The 14,195-nt window shown below is 71.3% G+C and carries 9 protein-coding genes; 1 reads left to right on the plus strand and 8 read right to left on the minus strand.

Annotated features, from left to right (window positions below; genetic code table 11):
• Nucleotides 1-83 precede the first annotated feature (83 nt).
• The 5 genes from ACJQWL_RS11280 to ACJQWL_RS11300 all read right to left on the minus strand — a co-directional run bounded on the left by ACJQWL_RS11280 (nucleotide 84) and on the right by ACJQWL_RS11300 (nucleotide 8,834).
• Nucleotides 84-1,346: an HlyD family secretion protein gene (locus ACJQWL_RS11280; RefSeq protein WP_330969715.1), complete on the minus strand. Its 1,263-nt coding sequence runs from the start codon at nucleotides 1,344-1,346 to the stop codon at nucleotides 84-86.
• A 343-nt stretch (nucleotides 1,347-1,689) separates the two neighbouring features.
• Nucleotides 1,690-4,434, minus strand: a complete 2,745-nt coding sequence (gene plsB, locus ACJQWL_RS11285; RefSeq protein ID WP_411300913.1) for a glycerol-3-phosphate 1-O-acyltransferase PlsB — start codon at nucleotides 4,432-4,434, stop codon at nucleotides 1,690-1,692.
• Between the two features lie 250 nt (nucleotides 4,435-4,684).
• On the minus strand, nucleotides 4,685-5,614 hold the full coding sequence (locus ACJQWL_RS11290; protein ID WP_330969280.1) for a hypothetical protein: 930 nt from the start codon (nucleotides 5,612-5,614) through the stop codon (nucleotides 4,685-4,687).
• Nucleotides 5,615-5,864: 250 nt separating this feature from the next.
• Nucleotides 5,865-6,785 (minus strand): HAD family acid phosphatase, encoded by a 921-nt coding sequence (locus ACJQWL_RS11295; RefSeq protein WP_330969281.1) that lies wholly within the window; start codon nucleotides 6,783-6,785, stop codon nucleotides 5,865-5,867.
• Nucleotides 6,786-6,854: 69 nt separating this feature from the next.
• The gene (locus tag ACJQWL_RS11300; protein WP_330969282.1) at nucleotides 6,855-8,834 is read right to left on the minus strand and encodes a UvrD-helicase domain-containing protein; all 1,980 of its coding nucleotides are present in this window, start codon (nucleotides 8,832-8,834) and stop codon (nucleotides 6,855-6,857) included.
• Nucleotides 8,835-9,019: 185 nt separating this feature from the next.
• Between ACJQWL_RS11300 and ACJQWL_RS11305 the strand changes: the two genes are divergently transcribed.
• A complete protein-coding gene (locus ACJQWL_RS11305) occupies nucleotides 9,020-9,643 on the plus strand; it encodes a thymidine kinase (protein ID WP_330969283.1) in 624 nt (207 codons plus the stop codon).
• A 4-nt stretch (nucleotides 9,644-9,647) separates the two neighbouring features.
• Here the strand turns inward: ACJQWL_RS11305 and ACJQWL_RS11310 are convergent, their stop codons facing one another.
• The 3 genes from ACJQWL_RS11310 to mutM form a co-directional block, all read right to left on the minus strand.
• Entirely contained in the window at nucleotides 9,648-12,485 is a 2,838-nt protein-coding gene (locus ACJQWL_RS11310; RefSeq protein ID WP_330969284.1) for a serine/threonine-protein kinase, read from the minus strand.
• 14 nt (nucleotides 12,486-12,499) lie between these two features.
• Nucleotides 12,500-13,063 carry an ECF-type sigma factor gene (locus tag ACJQWL_RS11315; protein ID WP_330969285.1) on the minus strand — a complete coding sequence of 188 codons (564 nt, stop codon included), beginning with the start codon at nucleotides 13,061-13,063 and terminating at the stop codon, nucleotides 12,500-12,502.
• 119 nt (nucleotides 13,064-13,182) lie between these two features.
• The gene (mutM, locus tag ACJQWL_RS11320; protein ID WP_330969286.1) at nucleotides 13,183-13,995 is read right to left on the minus strand and encodes a bifunctional DNA-formamidopyrimidine glycosylase/DNA-(apurinic or apyrimidinic site) lyase; all 813 of its coding nucleotides are present in this window, start codon (nucleotides 13,993-13,995) and stop codon (nucleotides 13,183-13,185) included.
• Nucleotides 13,996-14,195 lie beyond the last annotated feature (200 nt).

The raw sequence follows: 14,195 nt of genomic DNA on the forward strand, positions 1-14,195 counted from the left end.
TGTTCCTTCTGTTTGGGCGCAGTACCACGCGCCATAGATCCGGAAAAACTCCGGCAGCTTCCTGCTTTCGACCCATGCTGCAGTCATCGGCCGAATACAGTTCCTTGAAGTGAGTACAGCGGTTCCAGTACCCACTCGATCAGTGTGCGTCGTTCGCCCAGCACGTCGGCATCCAGCACCATTCCCGGCTTGAGCGCTTCGGGCTGGCCATAGGCGGTGATGGCTTGACGGGACAGCGCGACGTTGACGCGGTAATACGGTTCGCCCATGCCACCACCGGCCGGCGACGCCGGCGAGCCTGCGCTCACCGTGCTGCGACTGATGCGCGCGACACGTCCCTGGTGATGGCCAAACTTCTGGTACGGATATGCCTGGTAGCGCAGCAGGACTTCGTCGCCCGGGTCAATGAACCCGATGGCGCGGCTGGGCACCAGGAGTTCGGCTTCCAGTGCGCCGTCGCCGGGCAGCACGCTCATCAGCGGCTGGCCGGCCTGCACGGCCTGGCCGGGCTTGAACAGTTGGGTCGCGATGACGCCCGTGACCGGCGCGGTGATGGCCAGTTCGCCACGGGCCTGCAATTCGAGCTGTTCCTGCTCCAACAGCGCGAGGTCGCGTTGGAAGCCGGCCTGGCTGGCCTGCCGCTGGCCCGGCAGTTCCTGCGTGGCCTGTTGCAGCTGGGCGATCAGGCGGCCGGTGGCGATGGCCTGGCGCTGGAGGGTCTGGACCTCACTCACCTGCGCCAGTGCCGTGGCTTCCTGTTGCTTGAGCTGGAGTTCGCTGACGTACTTGTCGTCGCGCAGTTGGCGCAGGCGCTCCAGGGTTTCGTTGGCGAGGCGGACCTGCTCCTGGCGGGTGGCGACCTCGGCGTTGATCTGCGCCAGTTCGCGGCGCGCGGTAGCCAGCTGGCTGGTGAGTCCCGACGTCTGGGCGTCCAGCAACTGTTGCTGGGCCGACTGTGCGGACTCCAAGCCGTCGGCACGACGCGCGAGACGTTGCTGGAGCGCGACGACGGTATCTCCACCGGCCACGGTGGCGCGCGGGACGCTGACGATTGCGATGGTCTCGCCGGCTTGCACCCGGCCGCCCTCGGGAATCTCCACCCGGGTGACCACGCCGGTTGCCGGCGCCAGCACGGTGGCCATGCCCTGCACGGGCACGAGTTGGCCGACCACGCGCGAGCGACGCGTGTAGGTGCCGAAGACGAGGAACAGGATGACTGCGATCGCGACGAACGCGGCGAAGGCGGTGAGGACCCAGAGCCGGATCGGCTGCGCCAGCGAGATGCCGCCCAGCCAGCTGGTGCGTTTCGCTGCGAGGACTTCCGGCCGGAAAAGTGGTTGCGTCATCGTCCCTGATCCTGCCGTGGCCCATCCGATGGGCCACCCCCTGAGCCGCGAACCTTATGGCGCTCCTTATCTCGTTGTCAACCGTTCATATTGCCTGAATAGGCGCCGGTCCGAGGTGGGCGCACCAGGAACCGGATGGGGGCGCATGGCGAGGGGAGGCGGGCGATGGGATTCGGGGCAGGAGCGACGTCGGTCGCGATCCGCCGCGCATGCCGGCGATTCGAATCGCGACTTGCGTTGCTCCTGCAGCGGGGTCTGATTCGGGCGGCACCTGTTCGCGTGGATCGGTCCTGCCGGCGTAAGTGCGCAGCGGAAGGACGCCCCTTTTCGGGGCGCGCCGGAGTCATTCGGGCGGTGGCTGGGGGTCGCCGGGCGTCTGTGGCGGCTTGACCGCTTCCGGGCTGACTTTCTCGATGCTGTGGCGGAGTTCGCGGCCGAGGATGAAGCGGGCGTCGCGTGCCCACGCCTCCAGGCGCTGGTCGAAGGCGAGCTTGCCGTTGGCGTCGGGCCAGACCAGTCCGAGCTCGCGCAGCTTCTGGATGAAGCCGCGGAACAGGGTCTTGTCGAAGAACTCGGGTGCGGCCGGCGCATACAGCAGGCTCAGCCGCTGGGCCGCCAGCTGGCAGAGGCTTTCGAGTTCCGATGCGGTCAACGTGCCCGCGCCGTTCTTGGCCAGCACGGAGATGGCGATGTAATAGCGCTCGAACGCCTGTTGCAGCGAATGCCCGATCGCGCGCAGGCGGAACACCTCGTCGGACTGGCCGGCATTGCGCGAGAGGATGCCGCCGTCCTCGCTGCCGACATGCTCGAGCAGGCCCTCGCGGACGAACACCTCGATGGTCCCGGAGAGCCGCTCGACGAAGGTGTCCTCGTCCCACGGCAGGAACAGCTCGGCCTGCAGGAACGGGTACACGCTGCGGCCCAGCCGGAGCACGCCGCCGCGGCTCATGCGGCGGTTGTGCTGGAAGCAGCAGGCGATCCACGAGGCCGCGGTGAACAGGTGCACCACGTTGTTGCGGAAGTAGGCCAGCAGCACCGCCTTGTCGTCGTCGGCGACCTCCAGCACGTCGCCGAGCGGGTGGCGGACGCGCGACAGCACGCCGATCTCCTCGCCGTGGGCGACGATCTCCACGGGGCTGTGCGGGGTCACGGTGACGCGGTCCGAGTAGGGCAACTCGGCCAGCAGGGTCTTGCTCAGCGCGATCTGCGCCAGCAGGTCGCCCTCGCCCATCGCGTGCTTGGGCGTGGACAGCAGCGCCAGCGACAGCAGGTTGATGGGATTGACGTCGGCGGCGCGGTTGACGTTGACCTGGATGCGCTGGGCCAGCGCGTCGACGGTGGCCGAGAGCCACGAGGGCTTCTCGTCGTCCGCCACCGGGCGGCCGTCCCACTCGGGCGCGCGCTCGGCCAGCACCTCGCTCAGGCGGATCGGCTCGCCGAAGTTGACCACCACCTGGCCGTAGTTGGAGCCCAGCACCTTGGGGATGCCCGAGAGCAGCTGCCAGACCGATTCCTTCTGCTTGGGCTTGCCGGACAGCTCGTCCAGGTAGCTGTTGCCCTCCATCAGCTTTTCGTAGCCGATGTAGACCGGCTGGAACAGGACCGGGCGGGTCGGCTGGCGCAGGTAACCGCGCACGGTCATCGACACCATGCCGCCCTTGGGCGGCAGCAGCCGGCCGGTGCGCGAGCGCCCGCCCTCGACGAAGTATTCGATGGAGTAGCCACCGGCCATCAGCTGGGCGACGTACTCGCTGAGCACGGCCGAATACAGCGCGCTGCCGCGGATGCTGCGGCGGATGAAGAACGCGCCGCCCTTGCGCAGCACGGTGCCCACCACCGGCAGGTTGAGGTTGATGCCGGCCACGATGTGCGGCGGTACCAGCCCGCGCGAGTACAGCAGGTAGCTCAGCAGCAGGTAGTCCATGTGGCTGCGGTGGCACGGCACGTAGACCACCTCGTGGCCGGGCGCGTCCTCCTTGAGCCGCTCCAGGTGGTGCACCAGCACGCCGCGGTAGATGCGGTTCCAGATCGGGGTGAGGATCAGGCTGAGCGAACGAACCACCGGGTGCGAGTAGTCGGCGGCGATCTCGTAGGCGAAGCGGTGGGCCTTGCGCCAGGCCTCGGTCAGGTCGCTGCCGTCGCGGCGCGCCGTCTCGGCGATGGCCTCCTTCACCGACGCCGCGGCCAGCACCCGGTCCACCAGCAGGCGGCGGGTCGACAGGTCGGGGCCGATGACGGTGGCGCGTATCAGCCGAAAGTGCGTGCGCAGCACCCGCGAGAGCTTGCGTACGGTGCGCTCGGGCGGCAGGCCTTCGTCCACCACTCCGCGCAACGACACCGGAGGTGCGAAGCGCACCACCGTGTTGCGTCCGTTGAGGAGGATCGCCAGCAACCGGCGGAAGCGGCCCACCAGGGCCCAGTTCTCCGAGAACAGCACCGAGAACCAGCCGCTGGTCTTGTCCGGGGCGCGGCCGACGAAGATCGACACCGGCACCAGCTGCACGTCTTCGGCCGGGTCTTCGCGGTGCGCGTCGAGCAGGCGGGCCAGAGAGCCGGAGTGGGTCTTGGCCGACGGCGGGCCCGGGGTCAGCGGGGACAGGGGCGACAACGCGCCACCGGTGTTGCGCCGCGACAGCGCGACGTAGGCCCGCTTGCGGCCCAGCGGGTCGCCCGGCAGCGGCTGCAGCGGCGACGGCAAGCCGGCTTCATGGCAGGCGCGCTCCAGGATCAGCGCGTTGGACATGCCGTAGTCCTCCAGCACGTAGCAGACCGGGCGGCCGTCGTCGTGCTGGGCGGGTTGTTCGGGCTCGATGGTCAGGCTGACCCACGGCTTCATCAGGCGGCCGAGCAGCCGGGCCCACCAGGGCCGGCGGGTGGCGCCGGCGCGAGGCCGCGCCAGCCGCTCGCGTGGCGGCGGCGGCATCGGCAGCGCCGCCTGGGAGCCGGGAGGTTCGGGCTCGAGGGGCTCGAGGGGCTCGAAGGGTTCGACCGGATCGGGTCGGGTCGAGGTGGGCGCGGACGCAACCGGCGACGGGGCGTCGTCGGCGACCTCGGGCGTCCACGCCTCGTCCGCCCCCGGCCCCCGCATCGCATCGTCCGCGGCGCCTGCATCGTCCGGGACCGGCGTTCTTTCCGAAGCCGCGATGTCATCGGCCCCGGTAGCTTCCATGGCGCCCGGCGGCGGACGCGATGCCTCCGCGGCATCGGAATCGGACGCGGCGTGGACCGGGTGCTTCGGGTCCGCGGGTCGCCCCGCGGCGGGGCCTTCGGGGAACGGCAGGGGCGTCTGGTCGGGCATCCGCACCATTATGCCGGTTCGCCGGGCGGCGCCCGGCCGTTCAATCCGTCGCCGCGGTGGTGGGGGGAGCCACGTCGGGCGCCGCGGGGAGCGGGGTCGAGTCTGCTGCGGTGACCTGTTCCAGCGCATGCCGAAGCAGGTCGGTGAGGTACCAGCGCTCGCCCCGGCGCTCGACCCGGACCTCGGTGTCCACCGCCGTACCGGCCAGGGTGTAGCGCAGCCGTACGCGCGCCTGGTCGCCGGTGCGGTCGAGCTCGTCGACCTGCACGCTGTCGAGCGCGGCGTCCAGGTCCAGCCCGTACTGCGCCGCCAGCACCTGCTTGAAGGCGGCGGCAAACGGGGCCAGCCGCGACAGCCCGTCGGCCATGCCCGCGGCGGCAAGGGCCTCGGGACCGTCGATCCGGGTGGCGCGCGCGGCGGCCGCCAGCGTTGACAGCAGGACCTGCGCGCGCTCGGGGTCGCCCAGTGGCGCCTGCTGGCCCCAGCGGCCAAGCGCGGCGATGGCCTGGACGTAGTGGTCGCGCTCGCTGTCGCTGTAGCGCGGCTCGCCCTGCACGTACTGGGCGGCGAACAGGCCCAGCGCGGCAGCGGTGGAGCGCAGCTCGCCGTGGGCGCCGGCGAACTGGGCCCGGTACTTGTCCATCAGCACCTGCTCGGCATCCGGCGCGGACAGCGCCCCCAGCATTGCGGGCACCTGGGCGTGCAGCGGCAGTTCGCTCAACGGCCAGGTCGTCGCCCCCTCGCGCCAGCGGGTCTCCACGCGTGCATGCAGGTCCGGGGGTAGTGCGTGGCGGGCATAGGCGGCCAGGTCGTTGCGGCGAAGATCCTGCGCCAGCAAGGCGACCGCCTCGGTCGGTCGCGTGGCCTCGGGCTGCGTGGGCGCCGCCGCCGGGTCCACCGGCCGGCAACCCGCCAGCGCGACGGCCAGCAGCACGGCCGCCCCCGCGGCGTGGTGGGTGATCCCCTTCAAGTGCACCTCCCCTTCGGACGAGCCGCTCGGCGATGGACGGCACGGCGGCAGGACCGGGCGATGCCGGTCCGAGGTCGCATCTTGGAGGCCGCCCCACCCCGGGGCAAGCCAACCCGGTCCCGGTTCAGCGGACGCGGACGTAGCGGGGAGCCGGGAGGGGGCATGAAAAAGGCGGCCCCTTGGGCCGCCCCTTCCTGGCACGTAGACCGACGCGACCCGCGCGGTCGTGCGTCGCACACCACTGCGTGGGTCAGCGGGCGAGCTCCAGCGCGGCCCGCTTGGCCTGGCGGCGCTGCGCCCGCGGCTGTCGCCAGTCGTTGTTGAAGGTGGCCGGCTCCCACGAGCCGTAGGTCGGGTTGGGCAGCATCCACCAACGCTCGCCGAACCAGTCGCCGTATTCCTCCATCAGCGCCCCGCGGCCGTCGGGCGTGTTGACCGCGACCTCCATGAAGTCGCCCAGCTGGTCGCCGAACTGCATCAGCACCCGGTAATGGCGGCCGGCCCACTGGCGGCGGCAGTTCTTCTCGCTGCCGTCCTGTTCGCAACCCTCGACCACCCGGCCCAGGCCGAGGAACACGCTGTCGTCCTTCACCGGCAGGCCCAGCGCACGCAGGTTGGCCAGGGTTGCCTCGTTGAGGTGCTGGGCGCGGTTGGAGATGTACAGGATCGTCACCCCACGGGCCTCGGCGGCCCTGGCGAAATCGGTCACCCCCGGTACCGCAGCGGCTTTTTTCTCCGCCACCCATTCGGCCCAGGTGACTTCGTTGTACTCCTCGCCCTCGTGCACCAGTCGTGCCTGGTAGGGCGAGTTGTCCAGCACCGTCTCGTCGATGTCCATGATCACCGCCGGCGGCAGCCCGTCGGCGGCGTTGGCCCGTTCCTCCGGCACCAGCGCGTCCCAGTTGGCCTCCGACAGGGCCTTCTCCAGGTGGTCGGCGGCGGCGCGGAAGGTCTGCGTGGCCAGTGCTTCGTACTCGGTGGAGGTCTGCACCCACAGCACCGCATTGAGGTTGTCGTCGGCGCCGATGGAGGTCTCGGCAGAGGCCGGGGACGCGGTGGACGCCGCGGCGACCGCCGGTTCCGGCACCGGCGCGGTGTCGGTGCGCTTGCACGCGGCCAGCGGCAGGGTCAGGGTCAGGGTCAGGGCAAGCAGGGGCAGCAGCAATCGCATTTTCGGGGCGCCGGCGGGGTCGGCCCGCGAGTGTAGCCGAGGGTCGCGACGGCACGTTTACAGCACCGCTCAGCCGTCCAGCATCGCCCTGATCGCCGCCAGCCCGGCGCTGGCCCGCTCCTGTTTGCGTGCCGCATCGGCGACCGGGTCCGCGCCGTCGCGCTGCAGTTCGTCTGCGGGCAACTCGTCGATGAAGCGGCTGGGCTTGAGCCGGATGCGGTCGCCCCAGCGCTGGGTCTCCCGGGAATGCGACAGCCACAACTGCTGCTTGGCGCGGGTAATGCCCACGTACAGCAGGCGCCGTTCCTCGTCGATGCGACCTTCCTCGATGCTGGCCTCGTGCGGCAGCGTGTGGTCGTCGACGCCAACGATGAACACGCAGCGGAACTCCAGCCCCTTGGCCGCGTGCAGGCTCATCAACCGCACCTGGTTGCCGGCGTCGCCCTTGTCGGCGTGCGAGAGCAGCGCCAGCTGCGCGGCCAGCTCGCCCGGCCCGCCACCGCGGGCACCGTCGAACCAGTCGGCCAGTTCGTCGAGATTGGCCTTGCGCCGCTGGTACGACGCCTCGTCCTTGCACTGGGCGCGGATCGACTGCAGCAGGCCACTGCGCTGGGCGAGCACGCCGACCAGCTCCGACACCGGTATGCGCCGCGCCTCTTCGCGCAGGCCGCGCACGATCGACACGAAGCCATCGAGCGCGTTGGCCGAACGCGGTGCCAACTGCTTGAGCGCACCCACCGACTCGGCCGCGCGCGACATCGGCATGCCCGCCTGCCGGGCCAGTTCGGCGAGCCTGGCCAGCGTGGTCGCGCCGACTTCGCGCTTGGGCGACTGCACCGCGCGCAGGAAGGCCGCGTCGTCGTCCGGGTTGGCGACCAGCCGCAGCCATGCCAGTACGTCCTTGACCTCGCCCCGTTCCAGGAACGCGGTGCCGCCGGTGAGGTGGTAGGGCACGCGCAGCAGCTGCAACGCCTTCTCGAGCGCGCGGCTCTGGTGGTTGCCGCGGAACAGGATGCAGATCTCGCCCCACGGCACCTGCTTGGCCGTGCCGAGGAACTGGATCTCCGCGGCGACCTTCTCGGCCTCGTGCGCGGTGTCGCGGCATTCCCACACCCGGATGCGTTCGCCGTCCGGCTGGTCGGACCACAGCGTCTTGGGGTGTTCGTGCGGGTTGTGCGCGATCAGCGCGTTGGCCGCGCGCAGCACGCGGTTGGAGCAGCGGTAGTTCTGCTCGAGCTTGACGATGCGCAGCGCCGGATAGTCCTGTCCCAGTGCCAGCAGGTTGTCGGGGTTCGCGCCGCGCCAGGCGTAGATCGACTGGTCATCGTCGCCCACGCAGGTGAACAGCCCGCGCGGCCCGGCGATCGCCTTGAGCAGCCGGTACTGGGCGTCATTGGTGTCCTGCGACTCGTCCACGAGCAGGTAGCCGATGCGCTCGCGCCAGCCCAGCGCGCAGTCCTCGTCGCTTTCCAGCAGTTGCACCGGCAGGCGGATCAGGTCGTCGAAATCGACCGCGTTGAAGGTCGACAGCCGCGCCTGGTACAGCGCGTAGATGGTGGCGGCGTCGACCTCGCGCGGGCTGCGTGCCTCGGCCATGGCCTGCTCGGGCGACAGTCCGGCGTTCTTGGCGCGCGAGATGAGGCCCCGCACGCTGTCGAGCGCATCGGGTTTGGCGCCCGCGCCGAGCAGGTCCTTGATCTGCGCGGCGCTGTCATCGGCGTCGAAGATCGAGAAGCCGCGCCGCAGCCCCAGCTTGGCGTGCTCGACCTGCAGGAACTTCAGCCCCAGCGCGTGGAAGGTGCAGATCGTCAGCCCGTCGGCGGCGGCGCCCTTGATGCGCCTGGCGACGCGCTCGCGCATCTCCTTGGCGGCCTTGTTGGTGAAGGTGATGGCCGCGATGCGCTTGGCCGGCATCCGGTTGGATGCGACCAGGTGCGCGATCTTCTCCACGATCACCCGGGTCTTCCCGCTGCCGGCGCCGGCCAGCACCAGCAGCGGACCGTCGGTGTGCAGGACCGCTTCGCGTTGGGGGGGATTGAGGCCGTGCACTTGGGTGGGGGTATGGGAGGGGGGATGTGAAAAGTGGGAACGGCGTGGGCGTTGCGGACCTGCAGACCGGGGTGCACAACGGATGGGGATTCTACAATCGCATCCGCACCCCACCGGTGGCGCCGGCTGCCTGGCCTTGACCGCTACCGGCTCCCGATTCCCTCTTCCCTTCTCCGCGTCCCTTCATGGCCAAACTCTACTTCTACTACTCGGCGATGAACGCCGGTAAGACCACCACCCTGCTGCAGTCGGCGCACAACTACCGCGAGCGGGGGATGCGCGTGGCGATCCTGACGCCGGCGCTGGACCACCGCGGCGGCAGCGGCACGGTGGCTTCGCGCATCGGCCTGAGCGCCGACGCGGCGTGCTTCGGACGCGGGGACGACCTGGAAACGCGGATCCGGGCGGACATCGCGTCGCGCGGCCCGCTGCACTGCGTGCTGGTGGACGAGGCGCAGTTCCTGAGCCGCGCCCAGGTGTGGCAGCTGTCGGACGTGGTCGATGGGCTGGGCATCCCGGTGCTGTGTTACGGGCTGCGCACCGACTTCCGCGGCGAGCTGTTCGAGGGCAGCCTGCACCTGCTGGCGTGGGCCGACGAGCTCACCGAGATCAAGACCATCTGCCACTCCGGCAAGAAGGCGACGATGACCGTGCGCGTGGATGCGGATGGCCACGCGCTGCAGGACGGCCCGCAGGTGGAGATCGGCGGCAACGAGCGCTACGTGTCGGTGTCGCGGGCCCAGTTCAAGGCGGTCATGCGCGGCGAAGGACGGATCGACCCCCTGCAGCAGCCCCTGCCACTGGAGTAGCGGGTCAGGACCTGCCCTCGGCGAGCGTGGCGGTGCGGTCGCGGCAGGCCTGGCTGATCGCGGCCACCTCGCGGCGCAACGTGCCGCCTTCGGGGTGGGCGCGCTCGATTTCCGCCAGGAGCGCTTCCAGTTCGTGCCCCGCGTCCCGCGCCCGCCCTGAGCGGCAGTCGACGTCGGCCGCATAGGCGCGCGCACGCCAGGCGGTATCGCGTTGCGGCGGCGTACCGGTGTCGGTCGCCGCAGCCAGGCCCCGAAGCCGGGCGCTGGCCCCCGCCTCGCCGGCCAGCGCCTCCCGCCACGCAAGCGCCAACGTCGCCTCCCGAACGCGGGGGTCGTTGGCGCCATGGGCAGCATCCAGTCGGGGCACGGCCTTGCGCATAGCGGCCAGGCCACGCTCGCCCAGGCCCAGGTCGAACTCGACCGCGCCCAGTTGCAGGCCTGCCTCGGCCACGCTGGCGTCCTCGTCTCCCAGCGCACTTGCGCGGCGGGCACGTGCACGAATCAGCAATCCACGCGCCTGCGCGGGGTGGTCGTCCCGGCGCAGGGCGGCGAGGTCGGCCTCGGCCTCGGCAATGCGGAGCGGGTCGCCACTGCCGCGGCTGATCGCCAGCGCGCGTTCGGCCGCGGCGACCGCGGCATTGGCGTCGTCCAGCTCGTGGGCGACGCGAGCCAGTTGCGCATGGCTGCCCGCGAGGTCGACGTGGTGGGGGCCGAGCCGCGCCAACAGCCGCCGATGGGTTTCCTCCAGCTCGATGCGGGCCTCGCCCAGCCGACCGTCGTGCATCAGCAGCGATGCCAGCTCGCGCCGAACCGCAAGCGTCGACGGATGCGAGGGGCCGTCCACCGCGAGCGACACCGCCAGCGCACCGCGCAGGTCGCGTTCGGCCGCGTCCGGCTGGCCCAGGGCGCGATGCAGCCGCCCCAGGTTGTGGCCGATCCCGACCGCCAGCGCGTGGCGCTCGCCCACCTCGCGGGCCAGTTGCACGCGCGCGCGCGCGAATCCCTGCAGCGCCACCTGCAGGTGACCCGCGTCGGCCTCCAGACCGGCCAAGTCCATCCGGTTCTCGACCTCGCCCAGCGCGTCGCCACCGACTCCGACCCGCAGCGCCAGCGCACGCTCGAACAGCTGGCGCGCCTGCTTGCGGGCTCCGACGGCGCGATGGCAACGGCCGAGCTGGGATTTGAATTCGGCCGCCTGCAACGGCAACTGCGCCTGCTCGGCGCGCGCGTACCGCAGTGCCGGGGCCATCAGCCCGATGCACGCCTCCGGCTGGCCGCGCAGCCGCAGGACGCGGCCGCGCTGGGTCAGCGACTCCAGGCGCAGGCCGTGCGGAATCCCGTCGACGGCATCCACGATCAGCGCCTGGCGCTGCAGCAGTTGGGCGGCCTGGTCGTAGTCGCCCAGTCCGATGCGCACGCGCGCCACCACCCCCAGCAGTTCGGCGCGTGCACGCGGCTGCCGCGCCAGTTGGCGGTTGCCGCGCTCGACCGCGGCATCCAGCAGTGCGCGCAGGTCCACCGGTGCGTCTACGCCGCCACCGCCGCGGGCACTTTCGAACAGACCCACGACGAACTCCTGCATGGCCTGCGCGCGGCTGGCCTCGGCGACGGCTTCGCGCGCCTGCCAGGCAACGCTGGCCAGCGCTACCGCCACCACGCAGCCGACCAGGGCGGCGCTTGCAACCGCCCAGCGGTGGCGCGTGAGGTACTTGCGCAGCCTGTAGCCCACGCTCTGCGGCCGCGCCAGCACCGGGCGCCCCGCGGCGTGCCGTTGCAGGTCCAGCGCCAGCGCTTCCACCGAGGGGTAGCGCTGCTCGGGCCGCGGCGCCATCGCCTTGAGCACGATGTTGTCCAGGTCCCCCGCCAGCGCGCGCGCCCGACGTCGGCTCGCCGATCCGGACCGGCCGGTTACCCCGCCTTGCACCGCGGCCAGCGACGGCCGCGGCACGTCGCCCGCGAGAATGGCCTCTTCCCACGCGGCATCGCTGGTGCGCGACGGCCGGTACGGCTTGCCGCCGGCCAGAAGCTCATACAGCACCACGCCCAGCGAGTAGACGTCGGTCATGGTGCTGACCGGCTCGCCGCGGATCTGCTCGGGCGCGGCGTAGTGCAGGGTGAAGGCACGCGTGCCGGTGCCGGTGTGCCCCTGCATGGCGGTTTCGCCATCCAGCAGCTTGGCGATCCCGAAGTCCAGCAATTGCACGTCACCCGTGGGCGTGACCAGGATGTTGGAGGGCTTCAGGTCGCGGTGGACGATCAGGTTGGCGTGTGCGTGGCTGACCGCCTCGCACACCTGCCGGAACATCCGCAGCCGTGCCTCGAGCGGGACGTCGTGCTCGCTGCAGTAGTCGGTGATCGGGCGACCGTCGACGTATTCCAGCGCCAGGTAGGGCTGGCCGTCGCCGCTGATGCCGGCATCCAGCAGGCGGGCGATGTTGGGATGCGCCAGGCGCGCCAGGATCTGCCGCTCGCGGGTGAAGTGCAGGCGCAGGTTGGTGTCGGCCAGGCCGGGCCGCAGCAGTTTCAGCGCCACCCGCCGCTCGTACAGCCCGTCAGCACGCGAGGCGCGCCACACCTGGCCCATGCCGCCCTCGCCGATCACCCGGTCCAGCCGGTAGGGACCGACCTGCTGTCCGCTGCGCGGCCCCTCCGGCGGCGCAACCGCCGGCTCGGCGAGGAAATCCTCGCGCCCGTCTTCCAGCGCCACCAGCGCGTCCAGTTCCGCAGCGAGCGGCGGGTCGTCCTTGCGCAGTTCGTCCAGGCGCCGTTCGCGTGCCGGCGGGTCCAGCTCGAACAGTGCATCGAGCAGCGGGGACAGCCGTTGCCAGCGCGCGGCATCCATCGACGGCTCGCCGGTCAGGCGTCCTTGAGCGAGGCGAGCAGGAACAGCCGCGCCTTCTGCCAGTCGCGGCGGATGCTGCGTTCGGACCGCTGCAACAGCGATGCGATCTCCAGCTCCGACAGGCCGCCGAAGTAACGCAGCTCCACCACGTGGGCAAGCCGCTGGTCCACCGCCGCCAGCTTGGTCAGCGCGGTATCCAGGCCGAGGGTGTCCTCGTCCAGGCGGACGCCCCCTTCCAGGTCCTCCGGCAGGTCGGTGACCCGGTGCAGGTCGCCGCCGCGCTTCTGCGCCAGCCGTTGGCGGGCATAGTCCACCACCACGCTGCGCATGGCCGACGCGGCGTAGGCGAAGAAGTGCGCGCGGTCGTCGAATTGCGCCTCGCGCCGTCCGATCAGTTTCAGGTAGGCCTCGTGCACCAGCGCGGTCGCGTCCAGCGTGTGGCCGTGCTGCCCCGCCAGCTGGCGGCGCGCCATCGTGTGGAGCTCGCGATAAAGCGTTGCCAGCACGCGGTCCAGTGCCCCGCGGTCGCCGTCGCGCGCTGCATCCAGCAGAACCGTGATCTCGGCGGTGTCGGCCATCGTGTCCCCCGTGGCGAGTTCGCGGACTATAGCGCGTGGTTGCCGCCACTGAATGCGGCAAGCGTGGTCCGACCCGGCCGACGGCCATGGGGCGTCCCCGCCGTTTGCGCGGGGCCGGCTCAGCGTTGGCAGCGGCCGCACCACACGCTCGCGCGTTGGCCGATGCTGGCCTGCCGCAGCGGGCGCCCGCAGCGCGGGCACGGCTCGCCGCCGCGCCCGTAGGCCGACAACTCCTGCTCGAAGTAGCCCGGGGCGCCGTCCGGGCTGATGAAGTCGCGCAGGGTGGTCCCGCCCCGGGCGATGGCGTGCGCGAGGATCGCCTTCACCGCAGCGGCCAGGCGGGCATAGCGCTCGCGCGAGATCCGGCCGGCCGGCCGCAGCGGCGAGATCCCTGCCGCAAACAACGCCTCCGCTGCATAGATGTTGCCCACGCCGACCACTACCGCCTGGTCCATCAGGAAGGTCTTGACCGGGGCGCGGCGTCCCCGCGAAAGGGAAAACAGGTGCTCGCCGTCGAACGCGGCCGACAGCGGCTCGGGGCCCAGGCCCGCCAGCAGCGGGTGCAGCTGGCCAGTGGGCTGCCATAACAGGCAGCCGAACCGCCGCGGGTCGTTGAAACGCAGCACCCGGCCGTCATCCAGCACCAGGTCGACGTGGTCGTGCACGCGCACGGGCGTACCGCCCGGCAGCACGCGCAGGCTGCCGGACATGCCCAGGTGCAGCAGCGCGCTGCCGGCGGCGGTATCCACAAGCAGATATTTCGCGCGCCGGCGCACCGCGTCGATCCGGTGTCCGGGCAACCGGTCGACCACCTCGCGCGCAATGGGCCAGCGCAGGTCGGGGCGCCGCAGGACCGCGTCCACGACGCTGCGGCCGACCAGGTGCGGCGCCAGTCCGGCGCGGGTGGTCTCGACTTCGGGCAGCTCGGGCATCGCTAAAGCTTAGCCCCGCGCCAATGCGGTCGAGGTGGCCCCGCAACGCCTCGGCACCCAACATGAACACGTGCAGCCCCGGGCGCGGGCGCTGACGCAACTGAACGACGGGCCGCGGCGGCCATGCGATGCGCGGTGGCCGATGGCATCATCACCCATGGACCGGGCCGCCTGGCCGGTCGCAATCCGTTCCGGAGTCA

This window comes from Novilysobacter viscosus (assembly GCF_046600715.1).
Taxonomy (GTDB): domain Bacteria; phylum Pseudomonadota; class Gammaproteobacteria; order Xanthomonadales; family Xanthomonadaceae; genus Lysobacter_C; species Lysobacter_C viscosus.